This is a genomic window from Streptomyces sp. NRRL S-340, assembly GCF_000720185.1.
Classification (GTDB): Bacteria; Actinomycetota; Actinomycetes; order Streptomycetales; family Streptomycetaceae; genus Streptomyces.
This window is the reverse complement of sequence record NZ_JOIY01000025.1, coordinates 12,581-26,260: the sequence shown is the minus strand read 5'-3', so window position 1 is coordinate 26,260 and position 13,680 is coordinate 12,581. Positions and strand designations below refer to the sequence as shown.

The following is a 13,680-nucleotide window of genomic DNA, read 5'->3' as shown; positions in this document are numbered from 1 at the left end:
GTGTGCCGTGCGCGCACGGCCGGGTACGACCCGCGCACAAGAAACGGCCGCTTCAGGGTAACGGTGCCTGTATGAGCCCTGACGTCGACCTCACCGCCCCGGCCAGCGCGCCGGGCAGCGCTGCCCGCACCGCCCTGACCCGCCTGCTCGCCGCCGACTCGTGGCTGTTCCGGGCGGCCGCGGGACGCCGCTGGCCCGGCGCCGAGCCGGTGCTGCCCCGGCTGAGCCGCAGCGCCAACCACGGGGTGCTGTGGTTCGCGACCGCGGCGGCGGTCGCGGCGACCCGCACCCCGCGCGCCCGGCGTGCCGCGGTGCGGGGCCTGGCCTCGCTGAGCCTGGCCTCGCTGACCGTCAACACGCTCGGCAAGCGTTCGGTGCGCCGGCCGCGGCCCTCCCTGGACCCGGTTCCGCTGGTGCGCCGGCTGGGGCGGCAGCCGATCACCACGTCCTTCCCGTCCGGCCACGCCGCCTCGGCCGCCGCCTTCGCGACCGGTGTCGCCCTGGAGTCACCGGCGTGGGGAGCGGCGGTGGCCCCGCTGGCCTTCTCGGTGGCGGCCTCCCGCGTCTACACGGGCGTCCACTTCCCGAGCGACGTGCTGGCGGGCGCGGCCCTGGGCGCGGGGGCCGCGTTCGCCGTACGGGCGCTGGTGCCGGCCCGCGCCCAGATCGTGCCGCCGGCCCGGCCGTGGGCCGACGTGCCGGCGCTCCCGGAGGGCGAGGGCCTGGTCCTCGTGGCGAACAACGCCTCCGGTACCGCGGAGCGGGCCCGGGCCCTGCGGGACGTGCTGCCGAAGGCGGAGGTCGTCGAGTGCGAGCCGGACGGCATACCGGACGCGCTGGAGGAGGCCGCGGGCCGGGCCCGGGTGCTCGGCGTGTGCGGCGGCGACGGCACGGTGAACACCGCCGCCGGGACCGCGCTGCGCCACGGACTGCCGCTCGCCGTGCTGCCGGGCGGCACGCTCAACCACTTCGCTTACGACCTCGGGGTGGAGGACGCCCGCGATCTGGGACGGGCCGTGGCGCAGGGCCAGGGTGTGCGGGTGGACGTGGGCCGCTTCAGTTCCGGGCGCGGGGAGGGCGTCTTCCTCAACACCTTCAGCCTCGGGGTGTACCCGGAGCTGGTGCGTGAGCGCGAGCGGTGGACGGACCGGATCGGCGGCTGGCCCGCGGGGGTGCTGGCGGCGGTGCGGGTGCTGCGGGCGGACCGGCATCCGGTGGAGGCTCAGGTCCAGGGCCGCCGCCGCCCGCTGTGGCTGCTGTTCGCCGGCAACGGCACCTACCACCGCATGGGCCTGGCGCCGGGCCGCCGGCTCGACCTGGCCGACGGGATGCTCGACGTCCGGGTGGTGCACGGGGGCCGCCGGCCCGCCCTGCGGCTGCTGTCGGCCGCGTTCGCCGGCCCGCTGACCCGGTCGCCCGCGCACGCGGCGGTCCAACTGCCCCGGCTGCGCCTGGACGGCCTGGCGCCGGGGACGCTCCTCGCCTACGACGGCGAGGTCACCGAGGTGGAGGGCGAGGTGCGCGTGGAGAAGCTGCCCGGGGCGCTGACGGTGTACCGCCCGCTGCCGCCCGCCTGAGCCGGCGGCACGACGCTACCTGACACTGCGTCAGTCCACATGGCAATACTCGGGTCTCATCATTCGGCATGCGCGCGTACCGTGATCCCTACCGACCCGGGGCCGCCGCGGCCCGTTCGGGCGGCAGGGGACGAGAAGGGGTACCGCCATGCCGAAACAGCAGGAGACGGCCGTCTACACGCACGGGCACCACGAGTCCGTGCTGCGTTCGCACACCTGGCGCACCGCCGCCAACTCTGCGGCCTACCTGCTCGGCTCGCTCAAGCCCCACATGAAGGTCCTGGACATCGGCTGCGGTCCCGGCACCATCACCGCCGACCTGGCGGAACTGGTCCCCGACGGACACGTGACGGGCGTCGACCGGGCGCCGGGGGTCCTGGAGCAGGCCCGCGCCACGGCGGCCGCGCGGGGACTGGACAACGTCGACTTCGCGGTGGCGGACGTGCACGCCCTGGACTACCCGGACGACACGTTCTGCGTGGTCCACGCCCACCAGGTGCTCCAGCACGTCGGCGACCCGGTGGCGGCGCTGCGGGAGATGCGCCGCGTGACGAAGCCCGGCGGATTCGTCGCGGTCCGGGACGCGGACTACGCGGCGATGACCTGGTACCCGCGCGTGCCGGGCCTGGACGACTGGCTGGAGCTGTACCGGAGGGTGGCCCGCGCCAACGGCGGGGAACCGGACGCCGGCCGCCGGCTGCGCTCCTGGGCCCTGCGGGCGGGGTTCACGGAGCCCCGGATCACGGCCGGCTCCAGCACCTGGACGTACGCCACCCGGGACGAGCGGGAGTGGTGGAGCGGGCTGTGGGCCGACCGCACGGTGGCGTCCGCCTACGCCGAGCGGGCGACCGGGGGCGGCCACGCCACCGAGGAGCAGCTGAAGGCCGTGTCCGGGGCGTGGCGCGAGTGGGGCGGGCAGGAGGACGGCTGGTTCGCCGTCCTGCACGGGGAGATCCTGTGCCGCAAGGAGGACCCGGCGGACGCCGTCCCCGCCTGAGAACCGTCCCGGCGGCCGACGGGGATGCCTGATTCCTGCCTTCCGGGAAACCCGGGGAGCAGGAGGTCATGATGGTTCCCATTCTGCTCGTTCTGCTTCTCGCGATCGTCCTCTTCGGAATCGGCTTCGCCGTGAAGGTGCTGTGGTGGGTGGCACTGGCGGTGCTGGTCGTCTGGCTGCTCGGGTTCCTGGTCCGCGGGACGTCCGCGTCCGGTGGCCGGGGCCGCTGGTACAGGTGGTAGAGGAGGAAGACGGGGTCCGGGTTCCGGTGAAAGGACCCGGTGAAGGGACCCGGTGAACGGGGTTCCGGCGGTAGAGAGAAGGAATTCCCTCACTCCCGGGGAAGCAGCGGTCCCAGCGGCCCGAGGTCCAGGTTCAGGTCCTCGGGCCGCAGTCCGTAGCGGTCCCGCAACTCCGCCATGCGGTCCTCCAGCAGCATCAGCGTCAGGCCGATGCGCTCCTCCTGCTCCTCGGTCAGGTCCCCCACGTCGAAGCGGCGCAGTGCCTGCCGCTCCATGAGCTGGCGCAGCAGTTCGACCACGGTGAGGACGAGTTTCACCAGGTCCCGCTCCACCGTGTCGGGTTCGAGTTCGAGATGCTTGCGCGCGGTCACGACGGCTCCTCCAGGGCCTCGAAGGGTGAGGGCACTTGTGCGTTCACCGAGCTGATCAGCGCGTTCAGGTCGATGCGGACGAGGTCCACGTCGGCGATGCGCAGGGTGACGTCGCCGGTGATGACGACGCCGCCGGCCAGCAGCCGGTCGAGCAGGTCGACCAGGGCGACCTCACGGCGTTCCACGACCGTCATGCCCGCTCCCCCCGCGGCGACGGGGGTGCGGTGGCGGCGCGCGGCCCGGCCGCGCCTTCCCCTACGCCGCCCCCTCCGCTTTCCCCGGCATCGCGCTCCGCGCCTTCCCCGGGGTTTCCCGCCGTTCCCTCGCCGGGGTTCTCCGCCGTTCCCTCGCCGGGGTCTCCCTCCGCGCTCTCCCCGGCGAAGGAGTACGCCGCCCAGGGGCCCGTGAGTTCCACCCGCAGCCCGGGCGCGTCGTCCTTCGTGCGGTCCACCAGTTCCACGAACTCCTCGGAATGGGTGCGCGGCACCAGATAAGCGGCGTTGAGCACGTTGCGCCCGGCGGCACCGGAGAGCGCGGGATTCTGCGGGGCGTGCAGCCGCGATTCCTCGGCGAACGCCGACAGTCTGGCGTGCAGCCGCGTGGCGAACGTCTCGGCCCGCTCCCACTGGTCCTCGTGGGCCCGGGTCTCCTGCCGGCGCCGGCGCAGATAGTCACGGCCGGACGCGGGCCTGCCCGCCGGCGCGGAGACCGCCGCCTCCTCGCGCCGCTCCGGCTCCAGGTAGACCTTGACGCCCCACTCCACCCGCCCCTGGAGACGCTCCAGGGCGCGGCGGAAGTGTTCCTCCCGGGACTCGATCATCGCGCGTACCCCGCTGTCGTCCCGGAAGACGGTGGCCAGCCGGAGCGGCAGCGGGGTCGTGACGACGGTGAGCGCGTCGATGACGCCCTGGTGGGCGCGGGCGGTGGCGGCGAGCCAGTCCAGGTCCTCCAGGCGGGCGCGCAGCGCCTCCTCGGAGAAGTCCCGTTCCGGTACCTCGCTGACGACGGCGACCAGGCCGTGGTGCGCCAGCGGTTTGGCCGGCGCGCCCGCGACGCCGGTCAACTGCGCCTGCAGGGGCGCCCCGAGGGGGCGGCAGACGGCGTAGACGTACCGCAGTCCGGTCATGGTGCCTCCTTGGGGACGGTACGGTCCGCACGCTCGGTACGGCCTGTGGTGCCCGCGCTCGCGCCGGTGCCGCTGCCCTGCTCCAGTCCCAGCTCCTCCAGCCGGGCCAGCCGCTCGCGCAACTCGGCGTTCTCCCGCGCGAGTTCGTCACGGCGGGCCCGGGAGGAGAGGGCGGGATCGCTCTCCCACCAGTCGATGCCCATCTCCTTGGCCTTGTCGACCGAGGCGACGACGAGCCGGAGTTTGATCGTGAGGAGTTCGATGTCGAGCAGGTTGATCCGGATGTCGCCGGCGATGACGACACCCTTGTCGAGCACCCGTTCCAGGATGTCGGCCAGGTTGGCCCCGCTGCTCGGGCCGTACGGTTCCGGCAGCCTGCCCGGCATCGTCATCGACGGCTCCCGCCCTCGGCGTACTCGTACTCGGCCTCGTCCTCGTCGTCCTCGGGCTCGGCCTGGTCCTTGTGTCCGCCTTCGGGCTCCTCGTCGTCCTCGTACTCCTCGTCGTCCTCGTACTCACCCTCCTCGTCGTACGGCTCCTCCTCTTCCTCCGCCTCCTCGTCCTCGTCGTACTCGTCCCGCGGCTCCCCGCCGTTCTCCTCCGCTTCCTCGTCCTCGTCCTCCTCCTCGTCGTACTCGTCCTCCGGCTCCCCGCCGTTCTCCTCCTCGTCCTCGCGGTCCTCGCCCTCCGGCTCCCCGGCGTTCTCCTCTTCCTCCGCCACCGCGTCGTCATGGCTGCGGACGACCTCGCCGTCGCGGATCTCACCGCGCCAGCCGTCCTCCGCCTCCCCCTTGAGGGTGATGAAGCGGGCGAAGTTCTTCAGATCGAGCCGGGCCCGGCGGCCCTGGGACCGCCAGATGTTGCCCGTCTTCTCGAACAGACCGCTGGGGTAGTACTCGATGACGAGCAGGACGCGGGTGAGGTCGTCGTCGAGGCGGTGGAAGGACACGACGCCCTTCGTCGTGCCCTTGGCGCCCTCGGAGGTCCACTGGATGCGGTAGTCGGGGATCTGCTCGGTGGTGTGCGCCTTCCAGCTGCGGCTGGACCAGAAGATCTTCGCCTGCCAGTCGGAGTGGGTGTCGTCGGCGCGGCTCGCGCTCTTGACCCCCTTGGCGAAGGTGCTGAAGTCCTGGAACCGGGTCCACTGGTCGTACGCGGTGCGCCGGGAGACGCCGACGTCGACGGACTCGACGATGACGGTGGGCTTGTTCCCGCTGCCGCTCTTGCGGGAGCCCTTGCCGCCGCCGAGGCCCTTGACCGCGCCCATCACCTTGTCCTTGGCGTGCGAGGCGCCGAGTTCCAGGACGGAGCGCACCGGTCCCTTCCCCTCGGCGATCTTCCGCCCGCCTTCGAGGGCGAGCTTCGCGAAGCCGGGGCTGTTGCCCTCGGCGATGTCGTTGAGCTTCCCGGTGGTCTCGCCGAGCTTGCGGCCGAAACCGGCGAGCAGCCGCTCGGCCTGGGCGGTGAGGTACTCCTGCGCCTCCCCCTTGAGCCGGTCGGCGGCCTCGCTGTGGGCGAGGTCGGTCAGCGGACTGTTCCTGGCCGCGCCGCCCGCGGCCTTGCCGGCCGCGGAGGTCGCGGATCCGAGGGCTTCGGTCATCGGTCACCGCCACCCTTCGCCGCCCTGCGGGCCGGCGTCGTCTTCCTCGCGGCCGTCTTCTTGCCGGCCGCCGTCCTCGGGGCCGCCGCCGTCTTCCTGGCGGGGGCCTTCTTCGCCGCCTTCCTGGCCGGTGCGCCGGGCGCGCCGGACTGCGTCTTCTTGCCGGCCGCCCCTGCGGTCTTCTCCGCACCCGCCCCGGCGGTCCTCTTCGCGGGCGCCTTCTTCGCGGGTGCCTTCCGCCCCTGCGCCCTCTTGTCCGGAGCCTTCCGCGCGGGCCGCTCGCCGTCGCGCTCGCGACCGGACGCGTCCTCGGAGCCGGGTTCCTCACCGGCCTCCCGGCCCTCCCGGTCCTCGTACCCGTCCCCGAACTCCTCCTCGTCCTCGGTCTCGGACTCGTCGTCGCTCCCGTCGGCGCGCTCGTCCTCGTGCGCGTCGCCGGACCCGTTCCCGGAGTCCTCGCCGGCCCGCCGTCCGCCGCCGTCGCGGGACTTGCGTCCGCCGCCCCCGGGCACGGCGCCGGCCGCTTCGTCGCGGACCTGCGCCGTACGGCTGTGCAGCCGGTCCGCGAGTGCGGTCATCTGCCGTTCGACCATCGCCCCGGAGGCCGCCTTGCCGACACCCCGCAGGTCCTGGCGCAACTGGTCGCCGATCTCCTTGAACTGCGGGTTGTCCTTCAGCTGCTGGTTGACCAGGTCGGCTATCGCGCGCGGCCCCAGGTTCAGCTTCTTGCCCGCGACCATGCTGCCGACGGCCAGGGCGAGTTTCGCCTTCTTCGTACGTCCCAGCAAGTAGCCGGCCCCTACCGCGAGACCGAGTCCCATCCGATTCATCGTGCCGTCCCCTCACCCGTCCCCGCGCCACCGCGCAGGCCGATCTCCAGCCGGTCCAGCAGGGCGTCCTCCTCGCGGTCGAACTCCTCCTCGGTGATCTCCTCCGCCTCCAGACGCTCCTCCAGCCGTGCCAGTTCGGCCCGTACCGCGGCCGGGTCGTAGTAGATGCGCTCCGCCTCGCGCAGCACCTGTCTGACCGCCCAGGCGCTGCCGCGCGCCGGGGCGAACGGCAGCAGCAGCACCTCCGAGATCAGTCCCATGACGTCACTCCGCTCCCGCGTCGGCTCCCGCCGCGCTGCCCGCCGGCTCGGCCGGGCCGGGCTCGACGAAGCTGTAGGGCGGCAACGGGCCGTTGACGCGCAGTTCGAGATGGGGCATGTCCTTGCGGGCCTGCTCCACTGCCTCCAGGAAGCCGGCCGCCTCGTCGCGGTCGACCAGGAAGGAGGCGTTGACGAGCCAGCCGGTGGACTCCGGGCCCGCGCTGACCGCCGCCGCGTGCGGTTCGATCGCCCGCACCACCAGGTCGCCGTCCTCGGCCTCCCGTGCCTTGACGGCCGCCGCGACCAGCTCGCCGAGCCTGATCTTGTCCTCGTACGTTCCGCCACCGGCCTGCCGGTTGGCCTCGGCCTGCGCCCTGATCTCCGGGTTCTCGGACATCACGCGGTGCAGGACCGCCTCTTCCACATGGCTGCCCTTGACGTTGTACTCGACCTTGCCGTCCAGGGCCCGCAGGCGTTCCTTGTAGTGCTCGGCGCGCTCGGTGAGCACCGAGGTGACGGACTCGTCGTCGGGGGCCACGCTGCCGAAGCGCATGGGCAGCACACAGCCCTCCGCGCCGGCCGCGCCGAGCACGTTCTGGTGGGCGAGCAGGTCCCTGCGCTTGGGTCGCAGCCCCTCGGGCGCGTCGCTGACCACGGCGGCCAGCTCGCCCGCCGTCAGGACGCGGACCGGCAGGGGCGGGTCGCCGACGCCGGCGAGGTCCTCGGGCAGCGCGGGGTGCGCGGCCGCTGTGATGCCGTAGACGTAGGTGCTCACTCCTGTTCCTCCTTCCTGCGCGCCGAGGAGGTCCTGCGCGGCCGCGGCCGGGACTCGGACTCGCCCGCGCTCTCGGAGCGGGCCTGCTTGAAGGCGTCGGAGACGGTCTGGGCAGCGCCGGACAGCGCGCCCTTGGACTTGCCGCGCGCGCCGGACTCGGTGACCTCGCCGACGATCTCGGGCAGGCCCGGGCTCTTGCGCGGCCCGGCCTCCAGGTCGAGCCGGTTGCAGGCCTCGGCGAAGCGCAGATACGTGTCGACGCTGGCGACGACGACACGCACGTCGATCTTGAGGATCTCGATGCCGACCAGGGACACCCTCACGAACGCGTCGATCACCAGCCCCCTGTCGAGGACGAGCTCCAGTACGTCGTAGAGGCCGCTGCTGCCGCCTCCACCGCCGGACGTCTGTGCCGGGACAACGGTCATGCCGACCGTGCCTCCTTGTCTGTGAGTGGATGTGTGTGCGGGTCTGTACGTGCTTCCGTGCTTGGTTCGGTACGGGGGGTGTGGGTCCGTACGACCGCCGGTGCGACCCGGGGCGGGCGGCCTACCGGCCGCCGGACCTGTGTGCGTCGGCCCGGCCCCGTTCGTAGCGGCTCAGCCGCCGGTACCCGTCGAGCTGCCCCTCGGGGTCGAGTTCGACCAGGTAGCTCGCCATCAGACTCATCGTGTCGGGCACCCGGGCGAGTTCGAGCACCTCGACCTCCAGGGACCAGCCGTCCTCGGTCCGCTCGAAACTCGTGACGGACTCCGGGGTCATACCGGTCAGCTCCGCGAACTGGGCGCGCGCCTCGCGCAGCACCTCCATGGGACGGGGCCGCCGCGCGGTCGTGCGGTCGTCGTGGTCGTGGTCGATCTCGTCCTCGCGCTCGTAGTCGCTTTCCTCGTCGCGCTCGTCATCGATCTCGTAGTCGCGCTCGTCGTCGCCTTCCTCGTCGCGCTCGTCATCGCTTCCGTCGTCACCGCGAATCTCGCCGTGGTCGTCACCGTTCTCGTTGCGTGACTGTCGCGGTTGGTGTGGTCGGTGTGCTTTGCGGGTCTTGTGAGCCTTCTGGGGCTCGGGGTCGTCGTGTCTGCTCTGGGGCTTGCGTGTTTCCTGCGGCTCTGCTGAGTCGTCTGTGTTCGCCATGGCCACCTCTTCCTCTCCGTGTGGCCGCAGGTTCGTTGGCCAAACCTCAACCGAGCAGTGCGTCCAGCCGCCGCCGGGCCGGCCCCAGGGAACGGCCCCGTCCCGGTACGTCGGCCCACGGCCGGGTCCGTGCCTGGTCGGCGGCGTCGGCGATGGTCCAGCGGCGCGGGCCGAGAGCTGGGTCGTCGAGCTGGTCCCAGGAAAGGGGTACGGCCACGGGCGCGCCCGGCCTGGCCCGGACCGCGTAGGGCGCGACGGCGGTCTGCGCGTACCCGTTGCGCTGCACGTCCAGGTAGAGGCGGTCGCCCCGGTCCTTCTTGCGGGCGGCGGTGGTGAAGCGGTCGGGGTGGCGGGCCGCCAGCAGCCCGGCGACGTCCCGGGCGAACTCGCGCACCGGGTCGAAGCCGAGCCTGCCGTCGAGCGGCACGATCACGTGCAGTCCGCGCGATCCCGTGGTCATGAGGGCGGCGGGCAGCCCCAGCTCGCCGAGGAGTCCGCCCGTCAGCCGGGCCGCCGTGCGCACGGCTTCGAAGTCGCCGCCCGCCGGGTCGAGGTCGAAGACCATCCGGTCCGGCCGCTCGACGCCGGGGGCGCGCGACAGCCAGCGGTGCGGGGTCAGGCAGGCCTGGTCCGCGAGGTACACCAGGGTCGCGGCGTCGTCGCACACGGTGTGCGTGACCGTGCCGTCCTCTTTCGCGACCTCCACGCGGGTGATCCACCCCGGATAGTGCTCCGGCGTGTTCTTCTGCATGAACACGGGACCGTCCAGCCCGTCCGGGTGGCGCTCCAGCATCAGGGGACGGCCGCGCAGGTGCGGCAGCATGAAGCGGGCGACGCTGCGGTAGTACTCCGCGAGGTCGCCCTTCGTGTACTGCCTGTCGCCGTGCGCCCCGCCGGCCTGCTCCCTCCCGGGAGCGGCGGGGAAGAGAACCTTGTCCGGCCGGCGCACCTCGACGGTGCGCCGGCCGGCCCGTACGGTGCGTGCGTCACCGCTCACCGCACCACGGCCTCTTCCACCAGCAGCCGGGCGGAGGCGGCGATGGACTCGGCGTCGATGCCGGCGGCGTGCAGCTGCTCGGCGGGTGTGGCGGAGCCGGGCATGGACCGGACGGCGAGCCGGACCAGCCGGGGCACCGGCCGCCCGTCGAGGAAGGCGTCCAGGACCGCGTCGCCGATACCGCCCTCCTCCCGGTGGTCCTCGACCGTGAGCAGGCACCCGGTGTCCTCGGCGGCCTTGCGCAGCGTGACCCGGTCGACGGGCTTGACGGAGTACAGGTCGACGACCCGCACGGCGATGCCCTCCTCGCCGAGGGCGTCGGCGGCGGTCAGCGCCTCGTGCAGGGTGACACCCGCGGCGACGATCGTCAGCCGGTCCTCGGCGGAGGAGCGCAATACCTTGCTGCCGCCGACCGGGAAATCCTCGTCGGGCCCGTACAGCACCGGGCTCTCGCCGCGCGAGGTGCGCAGGTAGCGGATGCCGTCCAGGCCGGCCATGGCGGCGACGAGCTTGGCGGTCTGGTTGGCGTCGCACGGGTACAGGACGGTCGAGCCGTGCACCGTCCGCATCATGGCCAGGTCCTCCAGACCCATCTGGCTCGGCCCGTCCTGGCCGATCGACACGCCCGAGTGCGAACCGTTGAGGTTGATCCCGGAGCCGCTGACGGAGGCCATACGGACGAAGTCGTGGGCGCGGGTCAGGAACGCGGCGAAGGTGGAGGCGTACGGCACCCAGCCGCGCCGGGCCATCCCGACCGCCGTCGCGACCATCTGCTGTTCGGCGATGTAGCACTCGAAGTAGCGCTCGGGGTGTTCCTTGGCGAAGAACTCCGAGCGGGTGGAGTCGCCGACCTCGCCGTCCAGGGCCACCACGTCGCCCCGTGCGGTGCCGAGCGCGGCGAGGGCCCTGCCGTAGGCGTCGCGCGTGGCGACCTGTTCGCCCCGCTCCCAGCGGGGCAGTTCGAGGCTGCCGTCCCCGACGGCGTGCAGCGAGCGCACGGACGGCGGCTCGTGCACGCGGACGCGCAGGTCGCGCACACCGCCGAGTTCCTCGATCGCCTCGTCGGCGTCCTTGACCGGCTTGCCGTGCAGTCCCTCGCGGTCCTCGGTGGCCTTGACGCCCTTGCCCTTGAGGGTGCGGGCGATGATGGCGGTCGGCTGCCCCTTGGTGGAGGCCGCTTCGCCGTAGGCCCGGTCGATCGCTTCCACGTCATGGCCGTCGATCTCGACCGTGTGCCAGTCGAAGGCGCGGAAGCGGCGGGCGTAGGCGTCCAGGTCGTGGCCGTGCCGGGTGGGGCCGCGCTGGCCGAGGCGGTTGACGTCCACGATCACGGTCAGGTTGTCCAGGTGCTCGTACCCGGCGTGCTCGGCGGCCTCCCAGATCGAGCCCTCGGCCATCTCGCTGTCGCCGCACAGCACCCACACCCGGTAGTCGGCGTGGTCGAGGCGCTTGCCCGCCAGCGCGATGCCGACGCCGATGGGCAGGCCCTGGCCCAGTGAGCCGGTGGCCGTCTCCACCCAGGGCAGCCGCTGCGGCGTGGGGTGCCCTTCGAGGCGGCTGCCCAGCTTGCGGAAGGTGAGCAGTTCGCCGTCGTCCACGGCGCCGGCGGCCTTGTAGGCGGAGTACAGCAGCGGGGAGGCGTGGCCCTTGGAGAGGACGAAGCGGTCGTTCCCGGGGTGCTCGGGCCGGTCGAAGTCGTAGCGCAGGTGATGGGCCAGGAGTACGGCCATCAGGTCGGCGGCGGACATGGACGACGTGGGATGCCCGGATCCCGCCGCCGCGGCCGCCCGCACGCTGTCGACACGCAACTGCTGGGCCAGGTCGACGAGTTCGGCGTGGTTCATGAGTCTCCTTCCGCTGGGATGTCGGCACGCTTGACGGGCCCGGGGGCCGGATGGTGTCCGTGCTGCCCGGCGGCCTCCTGACCCGGCCGGTCCTCCGCGGGCCCCGGACCCGGCTGGTTCCTGGCGGGCTCCGGGCCCGGCTGGTTCTTCGCGGGCTCCGGGCCCGGCTGATTCCTGGCGGGCTCCGGACCCGGCTGGTTCTTCGCGGGCTCCGGGCCCGGCTGGTTCCTGGCGGGCTCCGGACCGGGCTGGTTTCTGGCGGGCTCGGGTCCGGGCCGGTCCTTCGCAGGTCCGGGAACCGGGTGGTTCTTGGCGGGTCCGGGGGCGGGGCCGCCCCGCGTGGTCCGCGGGCCCGGGGACCGCGGCGCCGGTTCCGCGCCCGCCAGCTGCGTCTTCTCCGTGTTGTCGATGATGTCCGTGATCCTTTCGCTCGTCGCCTCGCCGGTCGGTGCCGCGTCCGCTCCCGCGCGGGTACCCGGGTCCGCCGCCGCTCCCTCCTGCGGCCCGCCGCCCACCCGCGCCAGCTCGGGCGACGCCGTGTCCAGGGGCACGGACCAGGACCGTACGAGCCCCAACTGCACGGCCTGGCGCGGCAGTACGCCGCCCAGCAGCCAGTCGGCCGCCACCCGGACCCGGTTGCCCGGTATGGCGGCCAGGTGGTAGCCACGCGTCACCGCGGCGGCCGGCGGGCCGGACAGCGTGAGGCCCAGCGGGTTCGCGGCGGCCCGCGCTCCGCCGAGGTCCACGACGAATCCGAGGTCCCGGTGGCGGTAGGGGCGCCGCGCGCAGGCCCCGAGCGAGGCGGCGACGTTGATCGCGGCGACCCGGCCGTGCCGCCAGGCGTGCTGGGCGGTCATCGGGGTGAAGCCGCCGGGGTGGTACACGTCCGGCACGGCCGCCGCGTCGCCGCAGGCGAACACCTCGGGCCGCCCCGGCACCTGGAGGTAGGGATCCACCACGATCCGCCCGCGTTCCAGCGGCTGCCCGGTGCCCTCCACCAGCGGGTCGGGTCGGACGCCCACGCACCACACCAGGGTCCGGGTGGGCACGAACTCACCGTCGGTGAGCAGCACGCCCTCGTGCGTGGCCTCCCGCACGGAGGTGCCCATGCGGACGTCCACGCCGCGCTGCCGCAGCACCCGGTCCGCGGTGCGCGAGAGCCGCTCGTCCAACTCGGGCAGGACGCGGGGGGCGACGTCCAGGAGCATCCAGCGCGGCCGCAACCCCGGGCGCGGCGGGCGGCGGCGCACCTGCGCGTCGGTGTACATCTTTCCGTGCGCGGCGACCTCGGTGCCCGTGTAGCCCGCCCCGACCACGACGAAGGTGCAGCGGGCGGCGCGGTCCTCCCGGTCGTCGGACGCCGCCGCCAGTTCGACCTGCCGGGTCACGTGGTCGCGCAGGTAGAGCGCCTCGGGCAGCCCGCGGAAGCCGTGCGCGTGCTCGGCGACGCCGGGGACGGGCAGGAGCTTGTTCACGCTGCCGACGGCCAGCACGAGCCGGTCGTAGCCGAGCGTGCCGCGGTTCCCCTCGGGGCCGGTGAAGTGCACGGTGCGCGCGTCGAGGTCGACGCGGCCGGCCTCGCCGAGGACCAGGCGGACGCCGGGCAGACCGGCGGAGAGGGAGACGGCGACGCGGCGCGGTTCCAGGACGTCCGCGGCCACCTGGGGCAGCAGCGGCAGGTACAGGAAGTAGTCGGTCGGGTTCAGCACGGTGACGTCTGCCCTGTTCCGTGACATCCGGGACAGGGTCCGGGCGGCGTGATAGCCGGCGAAGCCGGCGCCGACGATCACGATGCGGGGTCGACTCACGGTTCGCCTCCGGCGCTGTCGCGTACCTGGTGCGGAACCCTCCGCGTCCCCCGGGCCGCGGCACCCAAACGTGAGCCGGGGGCCGGAGACGGGCCTGGCCGGGGGCGGGGCGCGCACGTCGG

The 13,680-nt window shown here is 73.5% G+C and carries 15 protein-coding genes and 1 pseudogene; 3 read left to right on the top strand and 13 right to left on the bottom strand.

Features of this window, described 5'->3' with window-relative positions; translation table 11 throughout:
* Positions 1-71 precede the first annotated feature (71 nt).
* From IG64_RS20185 to IG64_RS20175, 3 genes are all read left to right on the top strand, one after another.
* A complete protein-coding gene (locus IG64_RS20185) occupies positions 72-1,577 on the top strand; it encodes a bifunctional phosphatase PAP2/diacylglycerol kinase family protein (RefSeq protein ID WP_037858213.1) in 1,506 nt (501 codons plus the stop codon).
* Positions 1,578-1,725: 148 nt separating this feature from the next.
* The gene (locus IG64_RS20180; protein WP_037858210.1) at positions 1,726-2,574 is read left to right on the top strand and encodes a class I SAM-dependent methyltransferase; all 849 of its coding nucleotides are present in this window, start codon (positions 1,726-1,728) and stop codon (positions 2,572-2,574) included.
* Between the two features lie 71 nt (positions 2,575-2,645).
* On the top strand, positions 2,646-2,816 hold the full coding sequence (locus IG64_RS20175) for a hypothetical protein (RefSeq protein ID WP_037858208.1): 171 nt from the start codon (positions 2,646-2,648) through the stop codon (positions 2,814-2,816).
* An 89-nt stretch (positions 2,817-2,905) separates the two neighbouring features.
* Here the strand turns inward: IG64_RS20175 and IG64_RS20170 are convergent, their stop codons facing one another.
* The 13 genes and pseudogenes from IG64_RS20170 to IG64_RS20110 all read right to left on the bottom strand — a co-directional run bounded on the left by IG64_RS20170 (position 2,906) and on the right by IG64_RS20110 (position 13,558).
* A complete protein-coding gene (locus IG64_RS20170; protein WP_037858205.1) occupies positions 2,906-3,187 on the bottom strand; it encodes a gas vesicle protein K in 282 nt (93 codons plus the stop codon).
* Positions 3,184-3,381, bottom strand: coding sequence for a gas vesicle protein (locus tag IG64_RS20165; protein ID WP_037858204.1), 198 nt, complete (start codon positions 3,379-3,381; stop codon positions 3,184-3,186). Before IG64_RS20165 ends, IG64_RS20170 begins: the two co-directional genes overlap by 4 nt.
* Positions 3,378-4,313, bottom strand: coding sequence for a GvpL/GvpF family gas vesicle protein (locus tag IG64_RS20160; protein ID WP_420709949.1), 936 nt, complete (start codon positions 4,311-4,313; stop codon positions 3,378-3,380). Before IG64_RS20160 ends, IG64_RS20165 begins: the two co-directional genes overlap by 4 nt.
* Positions 4,310-4,705 carry a gas vesicle protein gene (locus IG64_RS20155; RefSeq protein WP_037858202.1) on the bottom strand — a complete coding sequence of 132 codons (396 nt, stop codon included), beginning with the start codon at positions 4,703-4,705 and terminating at the stop codon, positions 4,310-4,312. Before IG64_RS20155 ends, IG64_RS20160 begins: the two co-directional genes overlap by 4 nt.
* The gene (locus IG64_RS20150) at positions 4,702-5,913 is read right to left on the bottom strand and encodes an SRPBCC family protein (RefSeq protein ID WP_037858199.1); all 1,212 of its coding nucleotides are present in this window, start codon (positions 5,911-5,913) and stop codon (positions 4,702-4,704) included. The genes IG64_RS20155 and IG64_RS20150 overlap by 4 nt, the downstream gene beginning before the upstream one ends.
* Positions 5,910-6,743, bottom strand: coding sequence for a hypothetical protein (locus tag IG64_RS20145; protein ID WP_037858197.1), 834 nt, complete (start codon positions 6,741-6,743; stop codon positions 5,910-5,912). The genes IG64_RS20150 and IG64_RS20145 overlap by 4 nt, the downstream gene beginning before the upstream one ends.
* Positions 6,740-7,003, bottom strand: a complete 264-nt coding sequence (locus IG64_RS20140; RefSeq protein WP_037858196.1) for a gas vesicle protein GvpG — start codon at positions 7,001-7,003, stop codon at positions 6,740-6,742. Before IG64_RS20140 ends, IG64_RS20145 begins: the two co-directional genes overlap by 4 nt.
* Positions 7,004-7,007: 4 nt before the next feature.
* The gene (locus IG64_RS20135; RefSeq protein WP_037858195.1) at positions 7,008-7,778 is read right to left on the bottom strand and encodes a GvpL/GvpF family gas vesicle protein; all 771 of its coding nucleotides are present in this window, start codon (positions 7,776-7,778) and stop codon (positions 7,008-7,010) included.
* Positions 7,775-8,206, bottom strand: coding sequence for a gas vesicle structural protein GvpA (locus IG64_RS20130; RefSeq protein ID WP_037858194.1), 432 nt, complete (start codon positions 8,204-8,206; stop codon positions 7,775-7,777). The genes IG64_RS20135 and IG64_RS20130 overlap by 4 nt, the downstream gene beginning before the upstream one ends.
* Positions 8,207-8,327: 121 nt before the next feature.
* A pseudogene (locus IG64_RS20125) lies at positions 8,328-8,606 on the bottom strand (gas vesicle protein); the annotation flags it as partial.
* A gap of 349 nt (positions 8,607-8,955) precedes the next feature.
* Positions 8,956-9,906 carry a non-homologous end-joining DNA ligase gene (gene ligD / locus IG64_RS20120; RefSeq protein WP_037858192.1) on the bottom strand — a complete coding sequence of 317 codons (951 nt, stop codon included), beginning with the start codon at positions 9,904-9,906 and terminating at the stop codon, positions 8,956-8,958.
* Positions 9,903-11,750, bottom strand: coding sequence for a transketolase (locus IG64_RS20115; protein WP_037858191.1), 1,848 nt, complete (start codon positions 11,748-11,750; stop codon positions 9,903-9,905). The genes ligD and IG64_RS20115 overlap by 4 nt, the downstream gene beginning before the upstream one ends.
* A complete protein-coding gene (locus IG64_RS20110) occupies positions 11,747-13,558 on the bottom strand; it encodes an NAD(P)/FAD-dependent oxidoreductase (protein WP_063758821.1) in 1,812 nt (603 codons plus the stop codon). Before IG64_RS20110 ends, IG64_RS20115 begins: the two co-directional genes overlap by 4 nt.
* Between the last annotated feature and the right edge of the window lie 122 nt (positions 13,559-13,680).